Origin of the sequence: Pseudoalteromonas prydzensis (assembly GCF_001661495.1) — a bacterium.
In the GTDB taxonomy this organism is placed as follows: domain Bacteria; phylum Pseudomonadota; class Gammaproteobacteria; order Enterobacterales; family Alteromonadaceae; genus Pseudoalteromonas; species Pseudoalteromonas prydzensis.
Window position 1 is genome coordinate 12,615 of record NZ_BDDT01000017.1, and the last position, 26,498, is coordinate 39,112.

Below are 26,498 nucleotides of genomic sequence, written 5' to 3' on the forward strand. Positions count from 1 at the left end.
CGATCCTTTGATAAATACAATGTCACTGTTAACGAGCTTTACCCGTGATAGCAACGCAAATACTGAGAAACTTTGCCTAACAAAGAGACACTGCTATTATCCAATGCGATAAATAACAAATATAAGGGTCAACATGACTACTCCACATTTTAAGCTCAGTTTGAGCGCCATAATGGTTGCCAGCACATTAGCATTAACTGGCTGTAATCAAGAAGCGAGTAACACCACAGCGCAAACTGCCAGCCCTGCAGCGGTCTCTGCAAAGGATGCGCAAGCATTTTTAGATGCAACCGAGCAAGAGCTTAACGCGCTATACTTAGAATCAAGCCGTGCAGAATGGATTTACGCAAATTTTATTACGCATGACACATCTGCACTCTCTGCAGAAGTAAACCGTAAAATGACTGCGGCAGTCGTTCGCCTGGCAAACGAAGCCGCGCAGTTCGATGCACTTGAACTTGACTACGACGCCCGTCGTAAACTGGATAAATTAAAATTAGCCCTCACTTTACCTGCCCCACAAGATGCAGAAAAAACAGCAAAATTATCACAGCTTGTGGCAGAGCTTGGTGGTATGTACGGTAAAGGAAAATACTGTAAAGATGACGGTAGCTGCTTAAGCCTAGGTGATATGACAGCAACAATGGCCACCAGTCGTGATTACAACGAGCTACTTGATTTATGGCAGGGCTGGCGCCAGGTTTCAAAGCCGATGCGACCACTGTATGAGCAGCAAGTTGTATTAACCAATGAAGGTGCAAAAGAACTTGGTTATGCAGACACTGGCGCAATGTGGCGTAGTAAATACGATATGCCAGCAGATGACTTTGCAACAGAGCTTGATCGTATCTGGGGCCAAGTAAAACCACTGTATGACTCACTACATTGTCATGTTCGTGCCAAGTTGGGTGAAAAGTATGGCGAAGATAAAGTTCCACAAGATCAACCTATTCCCGCACATTTGTTAGGTAATATGTGGGCACAAACATGGGGTAACATTTACGATGTTGTTGCGCCTGAAAATGCCGATCCTGGCTATGACGTCACCGCGTTACTCGCCGAGCATAACTACGATGAACTAAAAATGGTGCAAGGCGCTGAAAAATTCTTCACTTCAATGGGCTTTGCGTCTTTACCTGACACTTTTTATGAACGCTCGTTATTCACCAAGCCTGCTGATCGTGATGTGCAGTGCCATGCCTCAGCGTGGAATATAGATAGTAAAGACGATTTACGCATTAAAATGTGTATTCAGCGTACTGGTGAAGAGTTCTCAGTTATTCACCACGAGTTAGGTCACAACTTTTATCAACGCGCTTACAATAGTCAACCGCTTTATTATCAAGAAAGTGCTAATGACGGTTTCCATGAAGCCATTGGCGATACCATTGCGCTTTCGGTAACACCTGGTTACTTAAAAGAAATTGGTTTATTAGAGCAAGTGCCTGATGAATCAAAAGACATTGGCTTACTAATGAAAATGGCGCTGGATAAAGTTGCCTTTATTCCATTTGGTTTACTTGTGGATCAATGGCGTTGGCAAGTATTTTCAGGTGCAGTAACGCCTGAAAACTACAATAAGGCATGGTGGGAATTACGTGAAAAATACCAAGGTGTAAAAGCACCTATCGCACGAAGCGAAGCTGACTTTGATCCAGGTGCAAAATATCATGTGCCAGGTAACACACCGTATACCCGTTACTTCTTAGCGCATATTTTACAGTTTGATTTCCACCGTAGTTTATGTGAAATTGCTGGTAACAAAGAAGCCATTCATCGCTGCTCAGTATATAACTCTAAAGAAGCCGGTGAAAAACTCAATGCGATGCTAGAAATGGGTTCAAGCCGCCCTTGGCAAGAAGCATTAGCCACTATAACGGGTAAACCTGAAATGGATGCAACAGCCCTACTTGATTACTTTGCACCGTTGCAAGCCTACCTTGATGAACAAAACAAAGGCCGTCAATGTGATTGGTAAGTAAACTAGTTAAATAGCAAAAATGCAAAAGCCCGCTCAATTGAGCGGGCTTTTTTAGTATTGCAGTACTAAATTTACAGTTTGATTAGAACTGTAAGCTTACATTTGCAAAGTAAGCGTCATAACCAGAATCATCCCAGTTATTACCGTAACCTGCTTTTAAACCAACATTTTTGTTGAAGAAATGTTGAGCACCAAACGTGTAATCATCGTTTTTGTTAAATGTAACAAACGCTGATGTTGCTTTAGTGAAGTAGTAGTTTGAACCAAGTTCCCAAGAGCTGCTACCATTATCAGTATCTGAAACAGTACCTTCAACAGTTAGGTAGTTACCTTGCTTAAGATCCATGAAGTATTTAGCGTTCACGGCGCGGTAATCAAACTCGTCATCAGATGTTACAGTGAAACCGATGTAATCTGTGCTGTTTAACTGGTGGTTGTATGCTAAATCAAATACAACACGATTTTCGCCATCTTCAACATCTTCAAATGTTGCTTTTAAAAGAAGATTAGGATTAAAGAAGTAACCTGCAGACAGTTTAATTACATCAGTGCTTGAACCAGCGTCAGAGTCATTATTGCTGTACTCAGCACCTAGAACAAAATCTTGTAAGAAATATTCACCACCAATGGTAGCGACATCGCTAAAATCATTATCTGTGTATGCACCATAAACATTAGTTTGCTTATTAATGTACTCGAATTGGTCGTAAGGACCTAAAGTCGCTTTTGGAGAGAAGTAATACGTTGAATCAACGCTTACAGTGTCGTTGCCATCAGTGTCCATATATCCTAAATGGCTGATTGACTGATAATTGTCCGCAGCAGTCGCGGCGCTTGAAAGAAGAATACTCGAAATAATAACTGCTAATTTTTTCATAAAAAGATTTCCCTATTTTACATTGTTGATTGCTACATGTTTTAACCGACTGGCTAAGACGGGGGACATGCTAACTCGAGTTAACTGAATGGGAACTTAATGAAAAACCAACTAAGCCATTGTATTAATTGGGGAAATGTAAAGTTATGTAAGCTATTGTAAAAATAATGTAGCGATTACTGGAACAATCACTACATTTTTCTTATCTTTACAGGGCATACTGACTGATGATGCGATAAACATCATTGATGTTATCACCGGATTTGAAGTCTTTACTAATTGGAGTTGGATCAGAGCCCACCCAAATTTTTAATTCCGCATCTAGATCAAAGTGCCCAGCACTTTCTTTACTAAACTTAGTAATTTTTGAATAAGCAATACTGATCATTTCCATTTTTGAGCCAGTCACACCTTGCTTGTCGAGTAAAATTAAACGTTTGTTAGTAAATATAAACATATCGCGTACAACCTTATAAGCTTTTTCTACTTGCTCACCCTCAATCAAGGTATTCGCTAATACTTTTTCTAAATCAGCGTCATCAACTTCGCTAGCATTGCCCATTAATCCACTTAATAAACCCATTATACTGTCTCCTGTTTAAAAATTTGATTCTCTAATGTATGACCATTTACTAATTGGCGGTAACGCCACCCTTGCTGATAACAAAATTGTAATAGCGTGATATCAAATGCTGTCGCTGTTTTCTGATACTCAATAACATACTCTTTCGCTTGGCTCATATATACCTTGGATACATCTGGCAGAGCTTGAATTTTTGCCTCAACATCAACGTATTGCTCATTTAATAACAAGGTGATAAAGCCAATTTGCTGTTCATTACTATTGTTTTGCTTGGGATGCTCAGTAAGCTTGCCCTTATCAAGATGCAATACATGTGAACATAAACGTTCTAGCTCGGTCAGATCGTGTGAGCTTAAAATAAAGGTCGCCTCTGAGCTCAATTCGGAAACTAATTGACGTATTTCACGGGCATGAATGGGATCAAGCCCTGCGGTGGCTTCATCGAGCATCACAATTTGCGGTTTACCGATCAGTGCCTGCCCTATTGTGACCCGCTTGCGCATACCATGCGATAAATCATCGGCGCGTTGTTTGGCAGCTTCTGCCAGCCCTACCAATTCAAGGACACGGATTGCTTCTGCTTGACTTTGTTTAGATGAAAGCCCTTGCAACTGGCCATAAAACGCGAGTTGATGAGAAATACTAAAACGGGGATCAAGTTGCGCATCTTGCGGCAGCGCACTGAGTTTGCCAAATAACTCACTGCTGCCTGGGTTATGGCCTAAAATGCTGAGCGTGCCCTTTGTCGGTAATATATAACCGCATAACAGACTAAACAGCGTAGTTTTACCTGCCCCATTAGGTCCGACTAAGGCAACAGGCGCACCTTTTTGAATTTCAAAACTCACATTATCAAGTGCTAATTTACTACCGTACTGCTTAGTTAAACCTGTTGCTTGTATTAATGTGCTCATAATGAACTCCTTGCAAAAATACGCTGGGCTAGGGCTAACATAACCACTGTTTGAATAACTGGAATAGCTATACTGTTAAACAATCCAGCATTTTGCCCTGCCATTTGATCTAACTGTACTCCAGGGAAAATATAGTTAAGCATTGCCATCGCAGGAATTTGCCAACTCAATAGACCAACGACAATATTTCCGCCAGCAAAAAATAACACGGCCAGCACCACGGTTAAACGTGCCGAACGCGCAAATGTATTTAATAAAGTCATCAGTGCTATAAAGGGTAAAACGGCTATCAAAAGGTAACAGAACAACATGAAACTGCGACTTAAACCCGTCATTAATAATGCAGGCTCACGAAATGCCATCACTGCGACAGCAGCCACTAAGGTCACAATTAACAGCGCGGCCAGAATAAACACTTGCCCTAAAAACCGACCAAATAGCATTTCGTTACGGGTCGCTCTTAGAGATAAAAATCTAAGCGTGCCTCGCTGCTTATCACCAACGAGTTGGTCACTGCATAAAAATAAGCAAAAGCTGGGGAAACTGTATAATGCAATTAACCAATACATGGCAAGCTCAGCCTCAGGCCAATCGAGCAATTTACTTAACCCTATAGCACCAAACACTTGCTGTGCTAATTCAGCTATCTCAGGAGAGCTAATCAAGCTTACCGCTTGCCCAATTGGGTAGCGTAGAATGAGTAACCAGCATATTGCAAAAGCCGCAACCGCCAGTAAACCTCGCTTAGTCAAAAATAACCTTACTAGTTCAAACTGGGCAATTTTCAATAATCGCTGTGGGTGTAATTGTGTCACAGATATTCCTATTTAATCGATATACAGCTTACACTAAGGGCAAACGTGTTGAATTACTAGCAAAAAAAAGCTCACCAAATGGTGAGCTTTGTAACAATAGATTTAAATGTAACAAGCAAACATTTATAAATGTTGCTTATACACGTCCAATGCCTGTGTTAAATCCGTAATTAAATCGTCTACATCTTCAAGGCCAATATGTAAGCGGATCACCGGACCCAGCTGCCACCCCGTCGCTGAACGCAGGCCTTTCATTGTTAAATTTGCGGTCACTAAACTCTCAAAGCCGCCCCACGAAAAGCCCATTTTGAAGTGCTCAAGGCTATCTAAAAAGGCATCTATCGCCCCTTGATTACCTTCTTTCATTACAAATGAGAATAAACCATTACTGCCATCAAAATCACGTTTGAAAAACTCATGCCCAGGGCAACTCTCAAATGCAGGGTGACGAATATGATCAACCAGTGGATGTTGCTCTAGCCAGTTTGCCACTTCAATAGCGGCTTTTTCATGCTGGTTTAAACGTACCGCCATAGTACGCAACCCCCTAAGCGCTAAATAAGCATCGTCAGCTGAGGTACATTGACCAAGCAAATAAGATTGCTCACGTAGAGTTGGCCAGTATTTTTTATTCGCTACAGCAACGCCCATCATCACGTCAGAGTGACCAACAATATATTTAGTCGCAGCTTGAATGCTAATATCAACACCGTGTTCTAATGGGCGATAATGCAAGCCATTGCCATAAGTGTTATCCAGCATGGTTATTACGCCTTGTTCATTGGCAACAGCAACCATTGCCGGTACATCTTGCACTTCCATCGTAATAGAGCCCGGCGACTCTAAAAATAACACTTTAGTGTTTTCTTTGATAAGTGCTTTGATACCCGCACCAATTGTTGGCGGATAATAGGTAGTTTCAACACCAAACCCTGCTAAAATTTTATCGCAAAAATCACGGGTTGGTTCATAAGCATTATCAACCATTAAGATATGATCGCCAGCTTTCACAAAAGCCAATAACGCACTACTAATAGCCGCCGCGCCGCATGGATACAGCGCGCAACCTTCTCCGCCTTCCAGTTCAGTGATTGCTTCTTGCAGTGCAAAATGTGTGGTGGTACCGCGACGGCCATAAAATAGCGTTTTATCGCCGCGTTTTTTTGCCGCTTCTTTGAGTTCGGCCACGGAATCAAAAACAACTGTTGACGCTCGTTGCACTACAGGGTTAACAACGCCTTGAGTATAGGCTTTTTTACGTCCAGCACTGACTAACAGCGTATTTTTATTACTTGTCGTCATTTCTTAATCCTTAAAATTTTATACATGCATTACACAATGCTTAATCGTTTAAATTACACCAGTGATCAATTAAATAGCGTGATATTGAGTCTGTCCGAGGTAATTTAAAATGCTCACCTTCTTCATGCCAATTACCAAAACGTTTAAGCTCTTCTCGGCTAAACCACTGCGCATCATCTAGTTCATCTTTATCTACGTGAATGTCTTCGGTAACAGCTTCAGCTATAAAACCCAACATAATTGATGACGGAAACGGCCATGGTTGTGAGGCAATATAACGAACATTGCCAACAACAATACCAGCTTCTTCCATCACTTCCCGTGCTACAGCTTGTTCAAGGCTCTCTCCAGGGTCAACAAAACCAGCTAAAGACGAGTACATACCGGGCGCCCATATCGCTTGGCGACCCAATAAACAACGCTCAATGCCATCGGCAAAGGTACGCGTTACCACCATGATCACTGCGGGATCTGTGCGTGGAAATGTTTGATGCTTACACTGCTCATTGGTGCATAAGCGCGAATGGCCTGCCTCAACAAGGGTATTTTCGCTCCCACAACGTCCGCAATAGCGATGTGTTGCATGCCAGTAACACAAACCACGCGCAAGTGCCGCCATGGAGCCTTGTTCAAGCGCAACGTTAACGCCATAACGACGAATATCAACAAACTCAGCATCACCAATCAGTTTTGCTAATAGCACTTCATCTAATTGGCTTACATCAAGTGCAAAATGGCTGGTTTGTTGCTCATCTAAGCCTAAGAATATCGCCTCAGTTAAATCTAAATTACACACTGTTGCGAAGCTCAAAAACGTCACTGAATAGCTATTACTGTCAAATAAGGTCTGATTATTATTCACTAATAACCAACGACTGTGCTCATTGACTTGAGCTGCAAACCAGCTTGGCTCTTTACGTAAATTTGATGCCCGATTTAACGACATAGCAGTGTAATTAAGCATGCTCGTCCTTTTAATTGTTTAGATGGCTAAAACTACCATAACACTCACCTAAACCCAATTATTACTCACTGATAAACAGGCAAAAAAAAAGCCCTTACGGACTTTTTTAAACACACAATAAATTCTTTTAATAATTACAATGTAGCTAAATGTGCCTGTAATTTTTGATTTTCAGCTTCGATATGCTGATAAAACTCTAAATCTTCAAGTTTGCTTGCGGCTGCTTTATCAATAACAATTACAGCATCTTTATGTAACTGAAGTGCAGAGGCTGGACATTTAGCCATTAACGGGCCTTCAATCATGGCGTGTACTGCATCGGCCTTATTTTCACCGGTAGCAAGTAACACAACCTTTTTTGCTTCTAAAATAGTCCCAATGCCCATGGTAATAGATAGATGAGGTTGATATTCATCCTCAGCAAAAAAGCGGGCATTATCATCAACGGTTGCTTTAGTCAGGGTTTTTACGCGAGTACGTGAACATAGACCCGATGAAGGCTCGTTAAACCCGATATGGCCATTTCGGCCAATGCCTAATAACTGCACATCAACGCCACCTGCTTTAGCTATTTTGTCTTCATATTCTTTACATGCAGTAATTGGATTTACGGCATCACCGGGCGGCACAAAAGTATTTTCTTTATTGATATCAACATGACTGAATAGTTGCTCGTTCATAAAGTAACGATAACTTTGTGGATGATCACCCGTTAAACCTAAGTATTCATCTAAATTAAATGTTGTCGCTTGAGAAAATGAGATATCACCGGCTTTATTTTTAGCGATTAATTGTTGATATAACGCAACCGGCGTAGAGCCCGTTGCTAAACCGAGCACTGATGTTGGTTTTTTTTGTAATTGGGCTGCGAAAATATTTGCGCCATAGGCAGCTACGGCTGCTGCATCATTTAAAATTACTATTTGCATATTTGTTTGCTCAGTCATTAAATTAGTTGATGAAAAAATGGGATCTAAGTCCCAATTCCACGTGCAATCGAATTGGGCCTTAGATCAAACCATACAGGGATACACTGTTTGGTTAATACCATTATGACAACGCTGTCATTATTACCATTCCACTTTCGTTTGTAAAGTAAAAGTGAATAAAAAAGTTGTTTTTTTACTGTTTTCTAGTTGCACGTTTTATACACTGACAAATATTTTACGCTTGTACATCCAATGTAAAACAAGGATTTGTACTAATAACAAAGCGATAACGCCAAATAGTGGCTGCCAAAGTTCAGGAGCGGCATTAATAAATCCACCAAATACACTACGGCTTATATATGTCCAATCCACTAAACTTGACGCTAAATAAATAATAATTGAGTTGGCACCAATAATGACAAATGGGTAGGCTAGTTTTTGACCATTCAAAATATCAACCAATACATAGAACGCCGCCAGTAATATCGCGCTCCACCCTACCGTGACAAGTACAAAAGAACTTGTCCATAGCTCCTTATTAACTGGGAACTGTAAATCCCATAACCAACCGAGGCAGACACTGATCACACCGGCTATAAATAGTAGACTTGCTGTTTTCCACTCACCAATTTGCTGTGCTCTACTAATGAGTTGCCCTGCAAAAACGCCAATCATGGCATTAATAACCGCTGGAAAACTTGATAAGATCCCTTCAGGATCAACAGGACGATTTTGATAACTAATACCCGGTAAAAAATGTGTATCAAACCATGCATTCCAACTACCAGCAGCGCTTAAATCGCCAGCAACGCCGCCTGGCACAGGGATAAAGCACATTAATAACCAATAACCTAGCAATAAACCTATGGCAGTAAATACTTGCGTGCGAATACTAGTATGCCAAACCAACATTGCACAAAAAAACCACGCAATTGCAATACGACCCAGTACACTAGCGTAACGAATTTCATCAAACGCTAAAGGAATACCGGTGCCCCAGCCATGGTTATACATTACCCCTAATGCAGATAATAACAGCAAACGCTTTACCGCTTTACGGTAATAAACTTTTCGCTCAATCCAACTGAGGTGATCAATACGCTTCGGAGCCAGCCCCATTGCCACGCCAGATAGAAAGATAAATAACGGGAAAATTAAATCGTAAAAAGTAAAACCATGCCAAGTACTATGTACGGTATGTGCTTCGAAGACTTTCCAGCCAGTCCAGCCGGTTAATACAAATAGAGCGGTAAAGATAGATTGTCCACCCAAAATCCAAAACATATCCATACCACGTAATGCATCAAGTGATGCAAGCCGTTTTTTATTCGGTTTTTCAACTGTGCTTGTTGTTGTCATATTCTTTACTCATAAAACAAAAAAGCCCCGCGGTACAACGGCGGGGATTTTTCCAGGGAAACGTTAGATTGCAATGCCTGCAATATAAGTTGCTTTGACATACTGCTGCTCATCGAGCACCACAAAGTCAGCGTCAAAGCCATCAAGTAAACGTCCCTTGTTCTTGAGGTTTAAATATTGCGCCGGGTATAATGCAGCCATTCGTAAGCTTTCACTTAGGCTAACATCTAGAGTATTAACGGTGTTGCGCACAGCACTTGCCATATCCAAAACACTGCCAGCTAGCTCGCCAGTGCTTGAATTTAGTCTATCGCCAGTGCGAATAACCTTGCGACCATCGAAGAAGTCAAATTCCATATCATCGGTACCCACTGGTGGCATTGCATCAGTGACCAACATAATTTTGCCACGTTGCTTACTACGAATAGCTAATTTTGCAGACAGTGGATGAACATGGTGACCATCGACTATTAATCCACACCAGCTAGTGTCATGCCAAAGTGCAGCACCAACCACACCCGGTTCACGGGATGTAAATGGTGACATCGCATTGTATAAATGGGTAAAACCATCGGCCCCCGCATTCAGTGCCGCCATGGTTGTTTGATAATCTGCATTGGTATGGCCAATGGATACTTTCACACCACAAGCAACTAAGCGCTCAACATCCGCAATGCTGACATTTTCAGGCGCTAAGGTTACCATCTTGATCCCTAAATCTTGACGAGCATAAATGGCAAACTCTTGCTCGCTGATCGGGCGAATAAACTGCTCACTGTGAGTGCCTTTTTTTGGAAAAGATAAATGTGGGCCTTCAAAATGGATACCTAATACACCCGGTACGCCTTCGCTTATAGCTTTTGCCGTTGTATCAGCCGCAGCTTGCATTACTGCAACTTTATCAGTAATGAGTGTTGGCATGAGTGCAGTAGTGCCGAATTGACCATGTGCTTTTGCAATACGGTCTAAACACTCTGTGCTTTGCTCAGCATTAAAAAATGCACCACCCCCACCATTAACTTGAACGTCAATAAAACCAGGTGCAACGAGACCGTCTAACTCTATAACTGATTCTGTGGTTGAGTCTTCAAGCTTAAATACACCATTTTCAACACTAAATAATGCGTTATCAATAAAGGTTTCGGCGGTAAATAAGCGCGCAGCGCGATAGAAGGTTTTCATTACAAGGCTACCTTTTGATCTTGTTCTAGTACCGATTGTTGAGCGAAGTAAATAGCGCCCATTTCTGGTGGTTGTTTTGGTATTTCAACACGTTTTGCAATTTCTGGGTCAAGCCATTTATTTAATGGCTCAGCAAGGCCACCAATCATAGATAAACGCGGTGGATTATTTTCTAATAAACGATGTGCTAACTGACTTACATAGGCTGCGCCGTCTTTAACGATAGCCAACGCAATAACGTCACCTTGATTCGCTGCATCAAAAACATAGCGGGCAAGCTTGGCATAGCTGCTTGACGGTTGTCCAGCCATTTGCTCGGCTATACCCATTGCATTTGTTGCATTAAAATGACTTTTTATTACGTGGGTTAATGCCGTATGAGGGCCTAAGCCATCAAGCTCAACTAACACAGCTTTGATAGCCTCAAGCCCCATCCATGCGCCGCTGCCTTTATCACCGAGTGCAAAACCATGGCCACCGAAGTTCACTGATTGCCCTTTTACATGTGAAAAACCACATGAACCTGTGCCTGTAATAATCACCGCGCCATCGCCGCCCTCATGAGCGCCAATACATGCCGTGTGTAAGTCTGTAGTAAGGAACATCTGTTTAAATGGATGTTCCCATTCAATTATTTTTTCATACAAGCTTGGTAGATTAACGCCCGCCAACCCTAAGCCAGCATAAACTTGGTGAATAGTTTCTAGCTGCAAACCCGCATCACGCATAGCCAGCTGTGTAGACACCATTATTGACTCTAATGTGCGCTCTAACCCATGTAATGGATTCGCGGGGCCACCTAGACCAGTTCCTAATACTCCATGTTGTGTAGAGTATATAGTTGCACGGCACTTAGTTCCGCCACCATCGATACCAATAAACAATTGGTCCTCATTCGCACTCTTAGCCATCATTTAACGACCTCTAACCTTCGTTTAATATTTGTATTAATCGCATGTTTTTTTATTATCTTAATGCGATTCACCCTCAACCCATGTTGAATTAATGTTACACAACAAATGACAGCGTTGTCATTATATTTTTCATAAAAATTCACACATATTCCATATTTATCTCTAATTAATTGAATTAAATAAATAATTAATATTAATTAAATTAGTGTCGACTATTATTCAACGTCACAATCAGGCTTAAAAATAACATTATTACCTAAAAAAACACCTAAAATAGTGATTTTACATGCTATTTTATCAATGCATTATGGCCACTAAGGTAAATTAATTGTAGTAACGTTAGACCAGTTTACCTAAATAAATAATTTAGTAAAGAATCACCGCTTATATTGGAATATTTTTTCTAGTGGTTGATTAAAAACAATCGCTATTTTAAAAGCAACTTCCAACGACGGTGAATATCTGGCGGCTTCAATAGCTGCAATTGTTTGACGTGTTACCCCTACAGCATCCGCTAATTGTTGCTGCGTCATTTCATCATGTTGAAATCGTAATGTACGGATTGAATTGCTAATTGCTAACTTCGCCATTTTAACCTCTTTGCAATAGCCATATTTCCACGACCCCACCGATGACTTCACTCAGTAATGCGGCGATCACCAACTGATGCACAGGACTCATTGGTATTGGGTATACTGTGTTAATTAACAATGCAAATACCGCATTGACTACGCCTAATTGCAAAATGAATAAGCTCACGCTTTTGGCCTTTAACGCAATAGCTTGCTCTCGCTCATCTTTCGGCTGATTGACATACTTACTATTAAACGCAGCTAAGATACTATGTAACACAACAACCATCACAACGGTTTGTATTACAAGTTTGATCAGCAACCCACTGGCAAGTGTTGGATCCATTTGTGCTTCAGGTGTCATAGACAACACAGCTTGCAGATAATTAAACAACACGACTAATGTTATAACCACCTCAAGTAATCGTGATTTTTGTGTGTAACTCATATCCCCTCCGGCAATGTAAAGTACAACTAACTCAATGTTAAAAATAATTAACATTAAAAACTATAGTTCTACACCACCACAATGTCAAAAACAATTAACACCAGGTTAAGTATTTTATACTCACGTTACAGTAGCAAGGCGTCGTCAATGCAATAAAAATGTTCAGCACTTTGTTTCAGTGCTTCCGCTGTTAGTTTATCAGCGCCATAAACATCACATGGTACATTATACTGATGCTGTAGATGACCCAACAAGAGCGCAAAGTCACCATCACCAGAGAGTAATATAACTTTATCAAGGTGCTTACCTTGCTCGAGCATATCAATGGTGATACCAACATCCCAATCACCTTTCGCACTGCCATCTTTGCGCTGAATAAATGGCTTCAGTTTCACCTCAAAACCAATCGCACGGAGAATATTTTGAAACTGAGATTGCTTTTCGTCACCACGATAAATAGCGTACGCTATTGCACATTCAATATCATAGTCTTGACTGATTTTTGCCCAAAAAGCATTGTAGTCAAAGTTTTTTCGGTAACTCTCTCGACAGGTGTAATAAATATTTTGTACATCAACAAAAATTCCAACCTTAGGTTTCGTACTTGTTGTGCTGTGTGTTTCTTGATTCATGCGATATCCTTTTTATCACCCTACTGTAACATACCCGCTGCCATTTCAGGCTCTTGCATTTATCTCATAAGTAACCTAAATTAGTTACATGGATTTATGTAACCAATATTGGTTACATTTTAATATGTAACTAAGTTAGGACATTTATGATTGCAGTGATCAGCGGCGATGTGATCAAATCACAACATATTCCAAAGCACGACTACGATGCAATGCTCTATCAACTTGACCAAAGTATACGAGCGATTACTGAAGATAAACATAATCAAGGTATTATTTACCGAGGCGATGCATTTCAACTGCAAATAAATCAACCTGCGCAGGTCTGCAATGTCGCGGTGTTATTGTATTTACATTTAAAAGCAAGCGGTTATGAGGTTCGCCAAAGTCTAGCAATTGGTGAAATAGATAATGCCAGAGCGGATATAAAAACAGCCACGGGCTCAGCATTTACCCTGTCAGGTCGCAGCCTTGATGAAATACACAATCAACGCTTTATATTTAGCAGTGTTATCGAGCCAACAAATGAAGGGTTAACCCTAAGTCTGGCTTTTATTGATGTACTGCTGACTAAAATGACCCAAAAACAAGCAAACGCGCTGTATGTCTATTTAACCAGTAAGAATAACCAGCACAGTGAGCTTGCCAAACAATTGCAAACAAGCCGAGAAAATGTCACTAAATTACTCAATTTGGGTCATTATCAATTAGTCGAACGGTTTTTACACTACGCAGAAAAAACCATCGCAGACACCCTATCAGGAGCTATAGAATGAGTTTTATGTTGTTATTAGTCGTGTTAATTATCGGCCATATTTTAGCTGATTTTTACTGGCAGCCAATGAGCTGGGTCAATAACCGTAACACTCGCCATTTTCGCGCTAAAAAACTGTATTTGCACGTGCTAGTACATGGCGTGACCACGGCTACTATTGTCACTTGGTGGGAGTTTACGTTTGGTTGGCAAACCATCGCCCCTATCTGTATCGCCACCAGCGTTGTGGTTGTAACCCATTACTTTATTGACTTAGCCAAATCGTATTCCAGTAAAGGCGTGATCCCTTTTGTTGTCGATCAACTCGCTCATTTAGTCGTTTTGCTGTTATTAGCCATCTGGGTAACTGACAGCAGCGAGTTTTTTGCACACGCTTGGCAATGGCTAATACAACCGCCAATATTATGGGTAGTGTGTGGGTATTTATTGGTATTAACGCCAAGTGCGGTGTTCATTCGCATGATGTTAGAGCGGCTCACTAGCGGCTTTAGTACTACCGGAAGTTTACCCGCCGCAGGACAAAGCATCGGCATGCTTGAGCGAGTATTAATGCTAACATTTATTTTGCTAGACCAATTTGCCGGAGTCGGCTTTTTGCTCGCAGCAAAATCAGTGTTTCGATTTGGTGATTTAAGTGCCAGTAAAGATAAAAAACTGACTGAATACGTGATGCTCGGTACCTTACTCAGTGTCAGCGTGACTTTATTTATTGGCTTGGCGGTTAATTATCTCAAAGCACTGTAACTTTACAAGCCCATAAAAAACGCGCCAAGGTAGGCGCGTTTTTTATCAATCAACAGATCAATTATGCGTTGCTTGAGCCATCATTATTTGGACGGCGACGTCGCTGAGAATTGCCACCGACAGATTGACGCTTAGCCCATGGGTTTTGTGTTTGCTCACCACCCGCTTTATTAGCATCTGGCTTTTTACCTGAACCACCACGGCGTGGGCCTGTACCACTGCCATTACTATTTGGCTTTTTGCTATCCGACTTAGGCTTAGAAAACGGCTGTTTGGCTTTTTTCGGCTTTTTCGGTTTTGTTGGTCGTGCATCAAGCTCTCTTTCTGGCACTGGATTACTTGGTTCAAAGCCAGGCTCTTGAGCGCGTGGGATCAATTCACCAATAAAGCGTTCAATACCATATAAGTCATCCGCATCATCAATCGTTACAAACGAAATAGCATCACCCGAAGCACCGGCACGGCCGGTACGACCAATACGGTGCACATAATCTTCATACACATTCGGTAAATCATAGTTAACTACATGCGGCAGCTCTACAATATCCAGACCACGGGCAACGATATCGGTTGCCACAAGTACACGTACTTCGCCGCTTTTAAAGCCATCAAGCGCTTTAACACGCGCACCTTGTGATTTATTACCATGAATAGCAGCACCAACAATATCATCGCGCTCAAGTTGCTTAACTAAGCGGTTTGCGCCATGTTTTGTACGGCTAAATACTAATACTTGTTGCCAATCATTACTGCGAATTAAGTGACTTAATAAAGCCGTTTTACGCGCTTTATCAACAGCATAAACACATTGGGTAACGCTTTTAGCGGTGGTGTTTTTAGCCGCAACTGAAATTTCTACCGGATCGTTAATAAGTCCTTTTGCAAGCGCTCTAATATCGTCAGAGAACGTCGCTGAGAACATCAAGTTTTGACGTTTAACCGGTAATTTACTGATAATACGTTTAATATCGTGAATAAAGCCCATATCAAGCATACGGTCGGCTTCATCAAGCACCAACACTTCAAGGTTATCGAACTTCAATGCATTTTGATTGTGTAAATCAATCAAACGCCCAGGCGTGGCCACTAAAATATCCACCCCCTTACGAAGGCGCTGCATTTGCGGATTAATTTTAACGCCGCCGTAAACAACAAAAGAACTGATATTAGAGTGCTTAGCGTACTCTTCAACATTTTCGCTCACTTGTAATGCAAGCTCACGTGTTGGCGTTAAAATTAACGCCCGTACTTGATTACTCTTGGCTTTTTGCCCTTTAGATAAAGATTCAATCAGCGGTAATGTAAAACCAGCTGTTTTACCCGTACCTGTTTGCGCTGCAGCCATCACATCACGACCTTCAATGATCGCGGGTATAGCTTGAGCCTGAATTGGTGTTGGCGTTTCATAGCCCTTTTCTAAAACTGCATTAACTAAAGACTGTGATAAACCTAACCCATCAAAACTCATATAAACTCTCTTTTAAATAAGGCCAAAGTGGCCAGTTGCGCGCATTATACCGATCGTGACCAATAATGCATTGAATATTAACTTTTGCGCCCTTGCTGTGCGCTTAAACTTAAAAAATGATTGCTAAGGTATGCCTGAAAACAAAAAACGGCACAATGGCCGTTTTTATAAAATAGGAGTTGTTATCCACTATTTTAATTACTTCACACCTAATTCGCGTAAACGCTCTTGTAAATAGCTATCTGCGGTATAACGCTCAGAAAGCACAACATCAGGACGCGGGTGCAAAAATAATGGCAGCGAAATACGTGATTTAGTAGACGCTTTGCCAGTAGGGTTAATAACACGGTGAATGGTTGATGGAAAATAACCACCGGATGCTTCTTGCAGCATGTCACCAATATTAATAATTAAGCTACCAAAATCACATGGCACATCTAACCAACCACCGTCAGTTTTTTGCACTTGCAAGCCTGGCTCATTTGAAGCAGGTAATACCGTCAGCAAGTTAATGTCGCCATGCGCAGCAGCGCGAATTGCCCCTGGCTCCTCATCACCTGTCATTGGTGGGTAATGTAAAATACGCAGTAATGTTTGCTCAGAGTTAGCAATCATGTCTTTTAAATCGATTGAAAATTTAGCTCGTACTTCAGCTGGCGCTTCTGCTTGTACCCAGCTCAAAAGCGTTGCAGCAAACTCATTGGCTAAGCGGTAATATTCACGAATATCGGCTTCAAGCTCTGCAGGTACACGGCCATTAGGATAAACATGAAAATATTCTTTAATATCTTTGACTGTAAAGCCTTTTGCAACTTCCGATACCGATGGCGGAAAGTAGCCGTCTTGGGTGTCTTTAGAGAATAAAAACGCATGCTTTTGCTCAGAATTAAAAAAGTCCTGCCAATTTTTATAAATTGATTCAACTAAAGACTGCGGTATTGGGTGGTTTTTTAATACACCAAAGCCCGTATTTCTAAGAGACTCAACAAATTGAGCGGCCGCATCGCTCGCTTTATAATCAACGGTAGGTAATTGCATGTTCGTATCCAATGAATTAAGTTGTTAAAAGCCTTTGCTAATCATAGCAGTTGCTCCATTGTAGCGCTTCGCGAGCATAATAAAACGGGCAAAAAAACATAAGGACTTATGTCCGCACTAAAATAGTAACAGCATTGACTTTGACACAGATCAACAGCTAATTAATAACAATGAAAGTAAAAACAGCGAAATGTGGTCTACCCTTTAATGCATCCCTATTCACAACAACTAAGGCAATTTACATGCGACAAAAAGTAACATTTAAAAGTGGTGAACTAAGCCTTGCCGGGCAATTAGAAACACCCGCCAGTGATATTAAATTTTATGCCTTGTTTGCCCATTGTTTTACCTGTGGTAAAGATATTGCTGCAGCAAGTCGAATTAGCCGAGCACTCACTCAACAAGGTATTGCAGTATTGCGCTTTGATTTCACTGGCCTTGGGAATAGCGATGGGGATTTTGCCAACAGTAATTTCTCATCAAATATCCAAGATTTAATTGCCGCTGCAGATCACTTGCGTGAACACTTTACAGCGCCACAATTATTAATCGGCCATAGTTTAGGGGGCGCAGCGGTATTAGCAGCTGCCGAACACATTGCTGAAGTGCAAGCCATTACTACTATTGGCGCGCCCTCTGACGCACAACATGTAACCCATAACTTTGCCGCGCATCTAGATGAAATTAATAGCAAGGGCGAAGCAAAAGTCAATTTAGCTGGGCGTGTGTTCACAATAAAAAAACAGTTTGTCGATGACATAGCCCAATATAACCGCAGCCATATCAGTAAATTAAAGCGTGCTTTGTTAGTAATGCACTCTCCTATTGATACCACGGTAAGTATTAACGAAGCTGAAAAGATTTACGCAAGCGCTAAACATCCAAAAAGCTTTATTAGTTTAGATAACGCCGACCATCTACTCACTAACAAAGACGATGCCGATTACGCAGCAGACGTTATAGCGTCATGGGCAAAACGTTATGTGGCTTTTGATGAAAACCACTACAGTGCCAAACTGACCAACGGCAACGTATTAGTGGAAGAAAAAGACCATGTATTTACTCAGCATGTCAGCACCAAAGATCATACTTGGCTTGCCGATGAGCCCGCAGCAGTGGGCGGCAATAATTTAGGCCCCGATCCGTATCATCATTTACTCGCCGGACTTGGAGCATGTACCGCGATGACGCTGCGCATGTATGCCAGTCGTAAAAACTTACCACTTGAACACGTAAAGGTAGAGCTAGATCACACCCGCGACTATCATAACGATTGCGATAACTGCGAGCAAAGCGACAAACTTGAAGCCATCACTCGTAAAATTACCTTGATAGGCGATTTAACCGATGAGCAACGCCAGCGCTTACTTGAAATCGCTGACAAATGCCCCGTGCACAAAACACTGCACAATGAGCCATTAATCATCAGTGAACTGGTAAAATAGCCAGTAAGCGCGTAAAACTGGTAACTTATTCTATTTACGCGCTTGGTTTCATTTTTCAATTTGCAACAAACGCCTTAATTTCTTTACTCATTCTATCCACCAGCCACTTAGGCCCGCCGTCATACATATCATTATGGCGTGAGTTCTCTATCGAAATCTGCGTAACCGGATACTGCGCTAGTTCATCTTCATTGAGTAGCACCTGATGATCAGCAGGATAATCACTGCCACGCAGTGTTAGCACGCGAATGGTGTCATTACGTGGTAGTAGCATACGACGATGATCAAGCGTGATAATTTGGCTCACTTGCTTCGGGTAAATCGCCGCGTAGAGTGCAGATATATCACCACCATTTGAATGACCAAATAAAGTAAGTTGGCTAAAATCGTATGCCGGATATTTAGCGGATAATTGCTCAACTAAGAATTTGAGGGTCACGACCCCACGATGCCAATTTTCTATTCGTGTTGCCATATAGGGCGGATTAGAATTAAGCGCAGGATCGTTTTTTAGTTCATGGGCTACAGCAATGCTTAAATAACCCTTAGCTGTAAATACATCTACCGCAAACTGATAGTCAGTATGCGCAATCCCATATCCAGCATTAACAAACGCCACCGGGCATTTTGTTTGTTGGCTGCAGTGAGTGCTTTGTGCAGGGAGTGTAATATGGGTTGGGATGCTACGGCCGCGAGCCTCATCAAAAATAACATCACCGCTTGCATAGCTATTTACGCAAACCAAAAAGGAAAAGAGGATCACCAAATACTTAGAACGCACCAGCATAACTTACAAAACTTATTTTTATTTTAATTGCAGTCATTTTAAAGCTAACGATATTAATTACAATCTAACCGATACTAAAAAGCGAATGAGGTTTAAAGAACGAAATAATTATTTTAAATCTGTGCGATAATGACAGTATTATCTTCACTCTATTTAGAAAAGTAACTATCCATGAAATCATACAACAGCATCGAAGAACGTATCGATATTTTACAAAGCAGAATTGCAGCGTACCAAGATGAAATCGAAACGCTAGAAACAGAGCCTAAAAATAATAACGAGCGTATTATTTTTAAATTTATTGAAACAGGCAGCACCGGCAAAACTAAAGATTTTGTGCGTGAATTAGGCATTAAATCACCACGCGATAGCCTCTATTCATCGGGTGATGTATCAAAACTAATTAAAGATGGCGCGAGTGATATTTCTCCTGCGCTGCTTGAAATTGCCCGCGCACTTGCCAGCGCACGTAATAAAAACGGCCCTGCCTGCTAGTCGTTTATTATTATAAGTGATTAGCCGTCTTTATTTTCGGCTAATCCACCAGCTCTATATCAAGCCCGGTCAATAAGTTTAGCGCTTCAAATCGCTCAAACTTGGCACGAGTCACATCGTTATTTTTTATATCAATATTAAACTGAGTAGCCCCTACAAAATTAGCGCGACTCAAGTTAGTCTGATGAAACAAACTATCCCTAAAATCAGTACCGCTAAAGTCACTCGCGGCTAAATTAGCGTGTCTAAAATCAACATCCTTGGCAAAACAGTCTGTCATGCTCAATGCTTTTAATGGCAATTCATAAAACGAGCTATGACTGAGTTGACAATCTTTAAAACTCAGCGGCGCAGTTAACGCCAGTTGCGGCCAATTTACCTGCGCCCATTGGATACTGGTGAGCTTACAATCAACAAAGCTGACTTCTTCTAACGAACTATAGCCCCAATCTAAATCGCTTAAATTACAGTTAATAAATTCGCACTCAATAAAACGACAATTACTAAATTGACTGTGGCTAAAATCACATTCTATAAACTGGCACTGTTCAAATTCAATATCACTAAAATGCTGCGTGCTAGCAACACATTTTGAAAATTGCTGGTCGTAATAGTCAGTTTGTGAAAACTGATACTTCACAGTCATAAAATCCTCTAATCAAATTATCCGCTCACCTAAATGAAAAAACCCCTAGGTATGAGCCTAAGGGTTTTCAATAAATCACTTATCGAATTGCTTATTCGGCTGCTTTTTCAACAACGCTAATAGCAAGCTCTGACAATGAGTCTACATTCGCTTTACTTGGCGCGTTGGTTAATAAACATGACGCTTGCGTTGTTTTAGGGAAGGCAATAACGTCACGGATGTTATCTGTGCCACAAAGTAACATTACTAAGCGGTCTAAACCAAATGCGAGTCCTGCATGTGGTGGTGTGCCGTACTTAAGTGCATCAAGTAAGAAACCAAACTTATCTTGTTGCTCTTGCGCATCAATACCTAATATTCTAAAGGCCGCTTCTTGCATATCAGCATTATGAATACGGACCGAACCACCGCCAACTTCGTAGCCGTTTAATACCATGTCGTAGGCATCTGAAATAGCCGCTGCAGGGTTAGCTTCAAGCGCCTGAGCATCAATATCTTTTGGTGCAGTGAATGGGTGATGCACAGCGTGTAATGTGCCTTCGTCATCTTCTTCGAACATTGGGAAATCAACAACCCAAAGTGGTGCCCAGCTATTAAGGTTAGTGATCTCTAAATCAACACCAATCTTAAGGCGAAGTGCGCCCATCGCTTCATTTACTGTGTTGCACTTATCTGCACCGAATAAAATGATGTCACCAGTTTGTGCGTTAGTTCGCGCTAGTAGCTCATTGATCACTTCTTCATTTAAGAATTTAGCGATGGGTGATTGTACACCTTCAACACCAGCTGCACGGTCATTTACTTTCATCCATGCCAGCCCTTTCGCGCCGTAAATGCCGATGAATTTAGTGTAGTCATCTAGCTGCTTACGAGAAAGTGATGCGCCACCTGGTACAGTTAATACCGCAACACGGCCTTTTTCGTCATTTGCAGGACCTGAGAATACTTTAAACTCTACGTCTTTAACTAAATCAGCAACGTCAATCAGTTCCATAGGGTTACGTAAATCAGGCTTGTCTGAACCAAAACGACTCATCGCCTCTGCGTATGGCATGATTGGGAAATCACCTAAATCAACATTGAGTAATGATTTCCACATATCCGTGATCATCTTTTCAGTGATACCACGTACTTGATCAGAGCTCATGAATGAGGTCTCTAAATCGATTTGGGTAAATTCTGGTTGACGGTCAGCACGTAAATCTTCATCACGGAAACATTTAACGATTTGGTAATAACGGTCAAAACCCGACATCATCAACAATTGTTTAAACAACTGTGGAGACTGTGGTAACGCGTAAAAGCTACCTTTATGTACACGACTCGGTACTAAGTAATCACGTGCCCCTTCAGGTGTTGCTTTAGTGAGTACTGGCGTTTCGATATCTAAGAAACCATTTTCATCTAAAAAGCGACGAACAAAGCTGCTCGCTTTTGCACGTAATTTAATACGGTCACTCATTTCTAAACGGCGAAGGTCTAGGTAACGGTATTTTAAACGACGCTCTTCAGAGTTTACTTGGTTAAAATCAAGCGGTAATGGCTCTGAACGGTTGATAATAGTTAAGCTAGTGCCTAAAATCTCAACTTCACCGGTGGCCATGTCTTTATTTACTTGGCTATCTGGGCGAGCACGTACAACACCTTTAAGCTGTACACAGAACTCTTGGCGTAATTTATTAGCAGTATCCATTAAGCCTTCAACTTCAGGATCGAATACAACTTGTACTAAACCTTCTCTATCGCGTAAATCGACAAAAATTAGTCCACCAAGGTCACGTCGTTTATTGATCCAACCACATAATTCAACTTCTTGATCTACGTGAGTTTTATTTAGCTGTCCGCAGTATATAGAGCGCATAGTATTCCTGTCAGTGTAAAGACTAATAGCCGCTTTCCCTAAGAATTTGACGTTTTTGGGGAGATAAAGCCACTATTTATAAATCATTTTAGGGGGAGCATTATACCCAAGTTACTTGAAAATGCGAGCACCGCAGCGCCCTGTGGGCATTCAATTTTCAGTCGTTCTAGATATTTGTTACACTTGCCAAAACACACAATTAGTTAGTCATTTTATGTTGTATTTAGGGTGTCCGCAGTGGTCAAGTACCGCGTGGAAAGGCAATTTATTATCAAGTCACTGCAAAAATGCCGATATGCTGCACGAATACGCACAGGTGTTTAACTCCGTTGAAGGCAATACCAGCTTTTACGCCGACCCTAGTGTTGAATCATTAAATCGCTGGCGTGATGCTGTAGCCGATGACTTTAAATTTACCTTTAAATTTAATCGCCGTTTTAGCCATGAATTACAACTAACTAATATTGATGATGAGTTAACAGCGTGGTTTAACTTGTTTGAACCAATACTGCCAAGCGTTGGGCAAATTATGTTGCAGCTGCCTAGCAGCTTTAGCCCACAGCAATTACCTTTGCTGGCGCAATTTATTGCAAAACTGCCTACAGGTTTAAATTATGGCGTTGAAGTGCGCCATCCTGAGTTTTTCAAAAAAGGCGCGGCGGAAATTGCGTTAAACCAGCTACTAATTGCAAACAACATCAACCGAATAGCCATGGATACCCGCGCTCTGTTTGCAGTAAAACCTAACACTGCGGCACTTATCGATGCACAGCAGAAAAAGCCTCACCTACCCGTACATGCAATTGCAACAGGCGGTCAACCTATGGCTCGCTTTGTAATTGCCGATTTAGAGCACGATTATAAAAGTTATTACCAACCTTGGCTTAAAAAAGTAAAACAATGGCTTGATGAAGGTAAGCACCCGTATGTATTTTTTCATACCGCAGATAACCGCCAAGCCCCTTTGTTAGCGCGGGCATTTTGTGAAGATTTAGGTTACGATCATCCAGTACTTAACCCTTTTACTGGTGAGAAAGAAGCCAGCCAAGCAAGTTTATTTTGAATTCCGCTAAAATATAATTAACAACAAGAAGTAATTGAATGAGTGATTTTAAACGCTATTTTACTGGCTACCCAGAGCAAATTATAAGCCAAGTAATACAGCTTATTGATAATGATAAACACGGCGCATATTTAATTAAAAAATACCCACATGCCCACACTATCAGCAGTGACAAGTCGTTATACTCATACGCCACTGAGCTTAAAAAACGCTATTTAAAAAATGCCCCGCCGTTTGGCCGCGCCGCGTTTAAAAAGCAAAGTGACATGGTCACTAATGCACTCGGCACGCACACCTACCGTATGCAAGGCAAAACCCGCAAACATGACCTAGCTATTAACAGTGATTTGCTGTGCGCCCCCGAGGAATTATTAAAAGCACTCGTGGTTCACGAACTCGCCCACTTTAAAGAAAAAGACCATAACAAAAGTTTTTATCAGTTATGTTGCCACATGGAGCCGCAGTATCATCAGCTCGAATTAGATTTACGGATATTTTGTGTGTTAGTCACGCAAGGGAAAAACCCATATTTAAAGTAACTGTAATTACCTGACAACAGAAAATGACAGCTGCTTTGATAGAGACTAATGAGTAATCCTATTCAGTCACTGTAAACTTAGTTAAACCAATCAGCTGGCCAGATTCGGTAACAACGTGTACTTGCCATTTACCAACAGAGTTGGCTGGGAAGTTTACTTTATGTGTCCATGCTCTGTAGCCTTGCTCTCGCCCACCACTAATATTTAATGCAATACGATCAACCTCTTTATTGTTAAGTAGCCAAACATGAAATACTTTTTCATTTAACCCTCTTGGCGCTTTAACCGCAGTCCAAGTATACAAACCTTGCTGATGCAATGAATTAGCATCTACATGCTTAATACTGCCAACAGGCTTACGCTGCTCTACATCAACCTGATGCGATAAAGTAATGTCGGTTAAACGCAGTGCTGCAGGTGGCACCCAACTACGTAGCTGCCATAAACCGGCACTTAAAACACCCAGCAATAAAACCAATAGAGGGAAACGCCACCATTTGGCGTTAGGCATTAAGTTACCTAAGCTAGGAATGGTAAAAATAATGGCGGTGATCAAGGCTATCTCTAAGCTTTGGCTAGTCGTGAGGTTAAGTAAAATTGGCAAAGTGACTAAAATAACCACAAACAATGCAAAGTTATGAAATACGGTAAAGAGAATACTGTGTTTAGCTAATTTTTTATAATACAGCGGATCAACAACCGATATAAACGCACAGAGAATAATTAAGGATGTAAAAATAGCTTGCGGATGATTCCAAGAAGTCACCGCGAGAAAAAATGGCAATGCAAAAAATAGGCTTTCTTGTTGCACCATTTGCAGGGCAAAACGCATAAAATTGGGAGAAACAGTCACACCAAAGCGCTGCTCTACTTTATCGCGCAACCAGTTATCAACAATCAACCATAGCCAACTAACTAACAGCAGTATGGCAATAATTTGTGAAAATGATTCTTTACGCTCAACCAACACATAACTTGCTACACCGCTACAAAACGCAAAAACCGCCAATAAACCTGGCCGCTGCTGCATCATAATTATAAATTTTGTGATTAAATTCTTAAAATAGCTCATTCAGTAGAAGATCCGCATAAGTCTGTATAATTGCAGTGTTAAAGCCACCAGCCCTGTATCTTAATATATGCATGAAAGCTTTACACTTTTTGTTGTGAAAATTAACTAATAAACAAATACCGCTAGTTAGCGATAACTACGCGAGATCTCTTCACTCACCCAATGCAGCAATTGTTTTATTGCTTTTGAAAGCACCTGATTTTGCCGCACAATATACCCTAAGCTGGTAGTCGGAAATTGTGGTAAAGCGGTCACTGTGGTGGTTAAATTTGCTTTACTGCGCAGGGAAAACTCCGGCACGATGGCAACGCCAAAGCCCGCTTCGGCCCAATCAATTTGTGCATCCACACTGCCCACTTCCATTACCCGATAATTTGGTAAATTTAAAGACGGCAATGCACTATCGAGTAACTCGCGCGTACGCGTATCATGGCCGAGCAAAATTAAGGTTGGTGGCTCAGTCAGCGTTATAGTGTTGTTATTTTTAGCTTGCTGCCATAGCTGTAAATGATTACCCAGCGCACACCATTTTATTTGCTGTAATTGCGTAAAATGCAGTGGTTCACTTTCTTTTTGAGCAATCACAAAGCCAAGATCCGCCTCCGCACTTTTAACCAACGCCGATGCTTGTGAAGACGTTGTATTGAGCAAAGTAAAATCAATGCCTGGAAACTGGCGCTTAAATAGCTGAAACGGTTCAATCAACAATAAACGAGAAATAATATCACTGGCGGCAATTGTCAGTGTGCCTTGGCGAAGGTCATTAATCGCATTTAAGTCAGATTGGCAGACCTGTAATTCCCATAAGGTTTTTTGGCCTGACTCCAATAGCCGTAACCCAGCCTGAGTGAGGCTAAACGGATTACGTTCAATCAATTTTACCCGCGTCATTTTTTCTAACTGTTTAATATGCAAACTAACATTGGGCTGTGTCATATGCAGCACATTAGCTGTTTTACCAAAGTGCTTTAATTCAGCTAATGTGACGAAGGTTTTTAACCACTGAATATCTAACACCTTGATGACCTTAATTATCTAAAATCGATATGAAATTCTTATCAGGATAATAATTATAATTAATTTCTCTTATTTA

27 protein-coding genes are annotated in these 26,498 nt (G+C 41.2%); 7 read left to right on the forward strand and 20 right to left on the reverse strand.

The features are described 5' to 3' along the window. The first annotated feature begins 133 nt into the window (after positions 1–133). Positions 134–1,978: a M2 family metallopeptidase gene (locus A7968_RS20015; RefSeq protein ID WP_064668304.1), complete on the forward strand. Its 1,845-nt coding sequence runs from the start codon at positions 134–136 to the stop codon at positions 1,976–1,978. 85 nt (positions 1,979–2,063) lie between these two features. Here the strand turns inward: A7968_RS20015 and A7968_RS20020 are convergent, their stop codons facing one another. The 13 genes from A7968_RS20020 to A7968_RS20080 form a co-directional block, all read right to left on the reverse strand. Then, positions 2,064–2,858, reverse strand: coding sequence for a putative porin (locus A7968_RS20020; RefSeq protein WP_064668305.1), 795 nt, complete (start codon positions 2,856–2,858; stop codon positions 2,064–2,066). A gap of 208 nt (positions 2,859–3,066) precedes the next feature. Beyond that, complete coding sequence (locus A7968_RS20025) at positions 3,067–3,441, reverse strand: PH domain-containing protein (protein WP_064668306.1); 375 nt, start codon at positions 3,439–3,441, stop codon at positions 3,067–3,069. Beyond that, positions 3,441–4,355 carry an ABC transporter ATP-binding protein gene (locus A7968_RS20030; RefSeq protein ID WP_064668307.1) on the reverse strand — a complete coding sequence of 305 codons (915 nt, stop codon included), beginning with the start codon at positions 4,353–4,355 and terminating at the stop codon, positions 3,441–3,443. Before A7968_RS20030 ends, A7968_RS20025 begins: the two co-directional genes overlap by 1 nt. Beyond that, positions 4,352–5,170 carry a DUF2705 family protein gene (locus A7968_RS20035; RefSeq protein WP_084448249.1) on the reverse strand — a complete coding sequence of 273 codons (819 nt, stop codon included), beginning with the start codon at positions 5,168–5,170 and terminating at the stop codon, positions 4,352–4,354. Before A7968_RS20035 ends, A7968_RS20030 begins: the two co-directional genes overlap by 4 nt. A gap of 123 nt (positions 5,171–5,293) precedes the next feature. Next, on the reverse strand, positions 5,294–6,472 hold the full coding sequence (locus A7968_RS20040) for a cystathionine beta-lyase (RefSeq protein WP_064668309.1): 1,179 nt from the start codon (positions 6,470–6,472) through the stop codon (positions 5,294–5,296). 40 nt (positions 6,473–6,512) lie between these two features. Next, positions 6,513–7,436: an NAD(+) diphosphatase gene (gene nudC, locus A7968_RS20045; protein WP_064668310.1), complete on the reverse strand. Its 924-nt coding sequence runs from the start codon at positions 7,434–7,436 to the stop codon at positions 6,513–6,515. A gap of 134 nt (positions 7,437–7,570) precedes the next feature. Further along, entirely contained in the window at positions 7,571–8,365 is a 795-nt protein-coding gene (nagB, locus tag A7968_RS20050) for a glucosamine-6-phosphate deaminase (protein ID WP_064668374.1), read from the reverse strand. Positions 8,366–8,581: 216 nt separating this feature from the next. Continuing rightward, the gene (nagX, locus tag A7968_RS20055; protein ID WP_064668311.1) at positions 8,582–9,724 is read right to left on the reverse strand and encodes a transmembrane glucosamine N-acetyltransferase NagX; all 1,143 of its coding nucleotides are present in this window, start codon (positions 9,722–9,724) and stop codon (positions 8,582–8,584) included. Between the two features lie 63 nt (positions 9,725–9,787). Next, positions 9,788–10,906: an N-acetylglucosamine-6-phosphate deacetylase gene (gene nagA, locus A7968_RS20060; RefSeq protein WP_064668312.1), complete on the reverse strand. Its 1,119-nt coding sequence runs from the start codon at positions 10,904–10,906 to the stop codon at positions 9,788–9,790. After that, positions 10,906–11,820, reverse strand: a complete 915-nt coding sequence (gene nagK / locus A7968_RS20065; RefSeq protein WP_064668313.1) for an N-acetylglucosamine kinase — start codon at positions 11,818–11,820, stop codon at positions 10,906–10,908. The genes nagA and nagK overlap by 1 nt, the downstream gene beginning before the upstream one ends. A 377-nt stretch (positions 11,821–12,197) precedes the next feature. After that, a complete protein-coding gene (locus A7968_RS20070) occupies positions 12,198–12,410 on the reverse strand; it encodes a helix-turn-helix transcriptional regulator (RefSeq protein WP_064668314.1) in 213 nt (70 codons plus the stop codon). Between the two features lies 1 nt (position 12,411). Then, positions 12,412–12,840 carry a hypothetical protein gene (locus A7968_RS20075; RefSeq protein ID WP_157586800.1) on the reverse strand — a complete coding sequence of 143 codons (429 nt, stop codon included), beginning with the start codon at positions 12,838–12,840 and terminating at the stop codon, positions 12,412–12,414. Between the two features lie 125 nt (positions 12,841–12,965). Continuing rightward, positions 12,966–13,472: a LabA-like NYN domain-containing protein gene (locus tag A7968_RS20080; protein ID WP_064668316.1), complete on the reverse strand. Its 507-nt coding sequence runs from the start codon at positions 13,470–13,472 to the stop codon at positions 12,966–12,968. A gap of 146 nt (positions 13,473–13,618) precedes the next feature. Between A7968_RS20080 and A7968_RS20085 the strand changes: the two genes are divergently transcribed. Both A7968_RS20085 and A7968_RS20090 read left to right on the forward strand, forming a co-directional pair. Beyond that, positions 13,619–14,248 (forward strand): hypothetical protein, encoded by a 630-nt coding sequence (locus tag A7968_RS20085; RefSeq protein ID WP_064668317.1) that lies wholly within the window; start codon positions 13,619–13,621, stop codon positions 14,246–14,248. Then, positions 14,245–14,991, forward strand: coding sequence for a DUF3307 domain-containing protein (locus A7968_RS20090; protein WP_064668318.1), 747 nt, complete (start codon positions 14,245–14,247; stop codon positions 14,989–14,991). Before A7968_RS20085 ends, A7968_RS20090 begins: the two co-directional genes overlap by 4 nt. A 61-nt stretch (positions 14,992–15,052) precedes the next feature. On the opposite strand, the gene A7968_RS20095 is transcribed toward A7968_RS20090, so the two are convergent. Both A7968_RS20095 and A7968_RS20100 read right to left on the reverse strand, forming a co-directional pair. Beyond that, complete coding sequence (locus tag A7968_RS20095; RefSeq protein ID WP_064668319.1) at positions 15,053–16,459, reverse strand: DEAD/DEAH box helicase; 1,407 nt, start codon at positions 16,457–16,459, stop codon at positions 15,053–15,055. A gap of 198 nt (positions 16,460–16,657) precedes the next feature. After that, complete coding sequence (locus A7968_RS20100; protein ID WP_064668320.1) at positions 16,658–17,497, reverse strand: isopenicillin N synthase family dioxygenase; 840 nt, start codon at positions 17,495–17,497, stop codon at positions 16,658–16,660. 242 nt (positions 17,498–17,739) lie between these two features. Here A7968_RS20100 and A7968_RS20105 point away from each other — a divergent pair, with 242 nt between their 5' ends. Beyond that, positions 17,740–18,942: a bifunctional alpha/beta hydrolase/OsmC family protein gene (locus A7968_RS20105; RefSeq protein ID WP_064668321.1), complete on the forward strand. Its 1,203-nt coding sequence runs from the start codon at positions 17,740–17,742 to the stop codon at positions 18,940–18,942. Positions 18,943–18,997: 55 nt separating this feature from the next. On the opposite strand, the gene A7968_RS20110 is transcribed toward A7968_RS20105, so the two are convergent. After that, on the reverse strand, positions 18,998–19,723 hold the full coding sequence (locus A7968_RS20110) for an alpha/beta fold hydrolase (RefSeq protein WP_227008907.1): 726 nt from the start codon (positions 19,721–19,723) through the stop codon (positions 18,998–19,000). A gap of 177 nt (positions 19,724–19,900) precedes the next feature. Between A7968_RS20110 and A7968_RS20115 the strand changes: the two genes are divergently transcribed. After that, positions 19,901–20,224 (forward strand): hypothetical protein, encoded by a 324-nt coding sequence (locus A7968_RS20115; protein ID WP_064668323.1) that lies wholly within the window; start codon positions 19,901–19,903, stop codon positions 20,222–20,224. Positions 20,225–20,264: 40 nt separating this feature from the next. On the opposite strand, the gene A7968_RS20120 is transcribed toward A7968_RS20115, so the two are convergent. Further along, the gene (locus tag A7968_RS20120) at positions 20,265–20,870 is read right to left on the reverse strand and encodes a pentapeptide repeat-containing protein (RefSeq protein WP_064668324.1); all 606 of its coding nucleotides are present in this window, start codon (positions 20,868–20,870) and stop codon (positions 20,265–20,267) included. A 91-nt stretch (positions 20,871–20,961) separates the two neighbouring features. Next, positions 20,962–22,731 (reverse strand): aspartate--tRNA ligase, encoded by a 1,770-nt coding sequence (aspS, locus tag A7968_RS20125; RefSeq protein ID WP_064668325.1) that lies wholly within the window; start codon positions 22,729–22,731, stop codon positions 20,962–20,964. A 214-nt stretch (positions 22,732–22,945) separates the two neighbouring features. On the opposite strand from aspS, the gene A7968_RS20130 reads away from it, so the two are divergent. Both A7968_RS20130 and A7968_RS20135 read left to right on the forward strand, forming a co-directional pair. Next, positions 22,946–23,794, forward strand: a complete 849-nt coding sequence (locus tag A7968_RS20130; RefSeq protein ID WP_064668375.1) for a DUF72 domain-containing protein — start codon at positions 22,946–22,948, stop codon at positions 23,792–23,794. 38 nt (positions 23,795–23,832) lie between these two features. Further along, entirely contained in the window at positions 23,833–24,333 is a 501-nt protein-coding gene (locus A7968_RS20135) for a M48 metallopeptidase family protein (protein WP_064668326.1), read from the forward strand. A 58-nt stretch (positions 24,334–24,391) separates the two neighbouring features. Here the strand turns inward: A7968_RS20135 and A7968_RS20140 are convergent, their stop codons facing one another. Then, positions 24,392–25,405 (reverse strand): DUF5924 family protein, encoded by a 1,014-nt coding sequence (locus A7968_RS20140; protein ID WP_064668327.1) that lies wholly within the window; start codon positions 25,403–25,405, stop codon positions 24,392–24,394. 126 nt (positions 25,406–25,531) lie between these two features. Continuing rightward, positions 25,532–26,422, reverse strand: coding sequence for a LysR family transcriptional regulator (locus A7968_RS20145; RefSeq protein WP_064668328.1), 891 nt, complete (start codon positions 26,420–26,422; stop codon positions 25,532–25,534). Positions 26,423–26,498 lie beyond the last annotated feature (76 nt).

What these genes read in the sequence shown, in the direction of transcription:
- A7968_RS20015 (WP_064668304.1), top strand. Translation starts at nt 134, where the DNA reads ATGACTACTCCACATTTTAAGCTCAGTTTGAGCGCCATAATGGTTGCC.
- A7968_RS20020 (WP_064668305.1), bottom strand. Translation starts at nt 2,858, where the DNA reads ATGAAAAAATTAGCAGTTATTATTTCGAGTATTCTTCTTTCAAGCGCC.
- A7968_RS20025 (WP_064668306.1), bottom strand. Translation starts at nt 3,441, where the DNA reads ATGGGTTTATTAAGTGGATTAATGGGCAATGCTAGCGAAGTTGATGAC.
- A7968_RS20030 (WP_064668307.1), bottom strand. Translation starts at nt 4,355, where the DNA reads ATGAGCACATTAATACAAGCAACAGGTTTAACTAAGCAGTACGGTAGT.
- A7968_RS20040 (WP_064668309.1), bottom strand. Translation starts at nt 6,472, where the DNA reads ATGACGACAAGTAATAAAAATACGCTGTTAGTCAGTGCTGGACGTAAA.
- nudC (WP_064668310.1), bottom strand. Translation starts at nt 7,436, where the DNA reads ATGCTTAATTACACTGCTATGTCGTTAAATCGGGCATCAAATTTACGT.
- nagB (WP_064668374.1), bottom strand. Translation starts at nt 8,365, where the DNA reads ATGCAAATAGTAATTTTAAATGATGCAGCAGCCGTAGCTGCCTATGGC.
- nagX (WP_064668311.1), bottom strand. Translation starts at nt 9,724, where the DNA reads ATGACAACAACAAGCACAGTTGAAAAACCGAATAAAAAACGGCTTGCA.
- nagA (WP_064668312.1), bottom strand. Translation starts at nt 10,906, where the DNA reads ATGAAAACCTTCTATCGCGCTGCGCGCTTATTTACCGCCGAAACCTTT.
- nagK (WP_064668313.1), bottom strand. Translation starts at nt 11,820, where the DNA reads ATGATGGCTAAGAGTGCGAATGAGGACCAATTGTTTATTGGTATCGAT.
- A7968_RS20070 (WP_064668314.1), bottom strand. Translation starts at nt 12,410, where the DNA reads ATGGCGAAGTTAGCAATTAGCAATTCAATCCGTACATTACGATTTCAA.
- A7968_RS20075 (WP_157586800.1), bottom strand. Translation starts at nt 12,840, where the DNA reads ATGAGTTACACACAAAAATCACGATTACTTGAGGTGGTTATAACATTA.
- A7968_RS20080 (WP_064668316.1), bottom strand. Translation starts at nt 13,472, where the DNA reads ATGAATCAAGAAACACACAGCACAACAAGTACGAAACCTAAGGTTGGA.
- A7968_RS20085 (WP_064668317.1), top strand. Translation starts at nt 13,619, where the DNA reads ATGATTGCAGTGATCAGCGGCGATGTGATCAAATCACAACATATTCCA.
- A7968_RS20090 (WP_064668318.1), top strand. Translation starts at nt 14,245, where the DNA reads ATGAGTTTTATGTTGTTATTAGTCGTGTTAATTATCGGCCATATTTTA.
- A7968_RS20095 (WP_064668319.1), bottom strand. Translation starts at nt 16,459, where the DNA reads ATGAGTTTTGATGGGTTAGGTTTATCACAGTCTTTAGTTAATGCAGTT.
- A7968_RS20100 (WP_064668320.1), bottom strand. Translation starts at nt 17,497, where the DNA reads ATGCAATTACCTACCGTTGATTATAAAGCGAGCGATGCGGCCGCTCAA.
- A7968_RS20105 (WP_064668321.1), top strand. Translation starts at nt 17,740, where the DNA reads ATGCGACAAAAAGTAACATTTAAAAGTGGTGAACTAAGCCTTGCCGGG.
- A7968_RS20115 (WP_064668323.1), top strand. Translation starts at nt 19,901, where the DNA reads ATGAAATCATACAACAGCATCGAAGAACGTATCGATATTTTACAAAGC.
- A7968_RS20120 (WP_064668324.1), bottom strand. Translation starts at nt 20,870, where the DNA reads ATGACTGTGAAGTATCAGTTTTCACAAACTGACTATTACGACCAGCAA.
- aspS (WP_064668325.1), bottom strand. Translation starts at nt 22,731, where the DNA reads ATGCGCTCTATATACTGCGGACAGCTAAATAAAACTCACGTAGATCAA.
- A7968_RS20130 (WP_064668375.1), top strand. Translation starts at nt 22,946, where the DNA reads ATGTTGTATTTAGGGTGTCCGCAGTGGTCAAGTACCGCGTGGAAAGGC.
- A7968_RS20135 (WP_064668326.1), top strand. Translation starts at nt 23,833, where the DNA reads ATGAGTGATTTTAAACGCTATTTTACTGGCTACCCAGAGCAAATTATA.
- A7968_RS20140 (WP_064668327.1), bottom strand. Translation starts at nt 25,405, where the DNA reads ATGAGCTATTTTAAGAATTTAATCACAAAATTTATAATTATGATGCAG.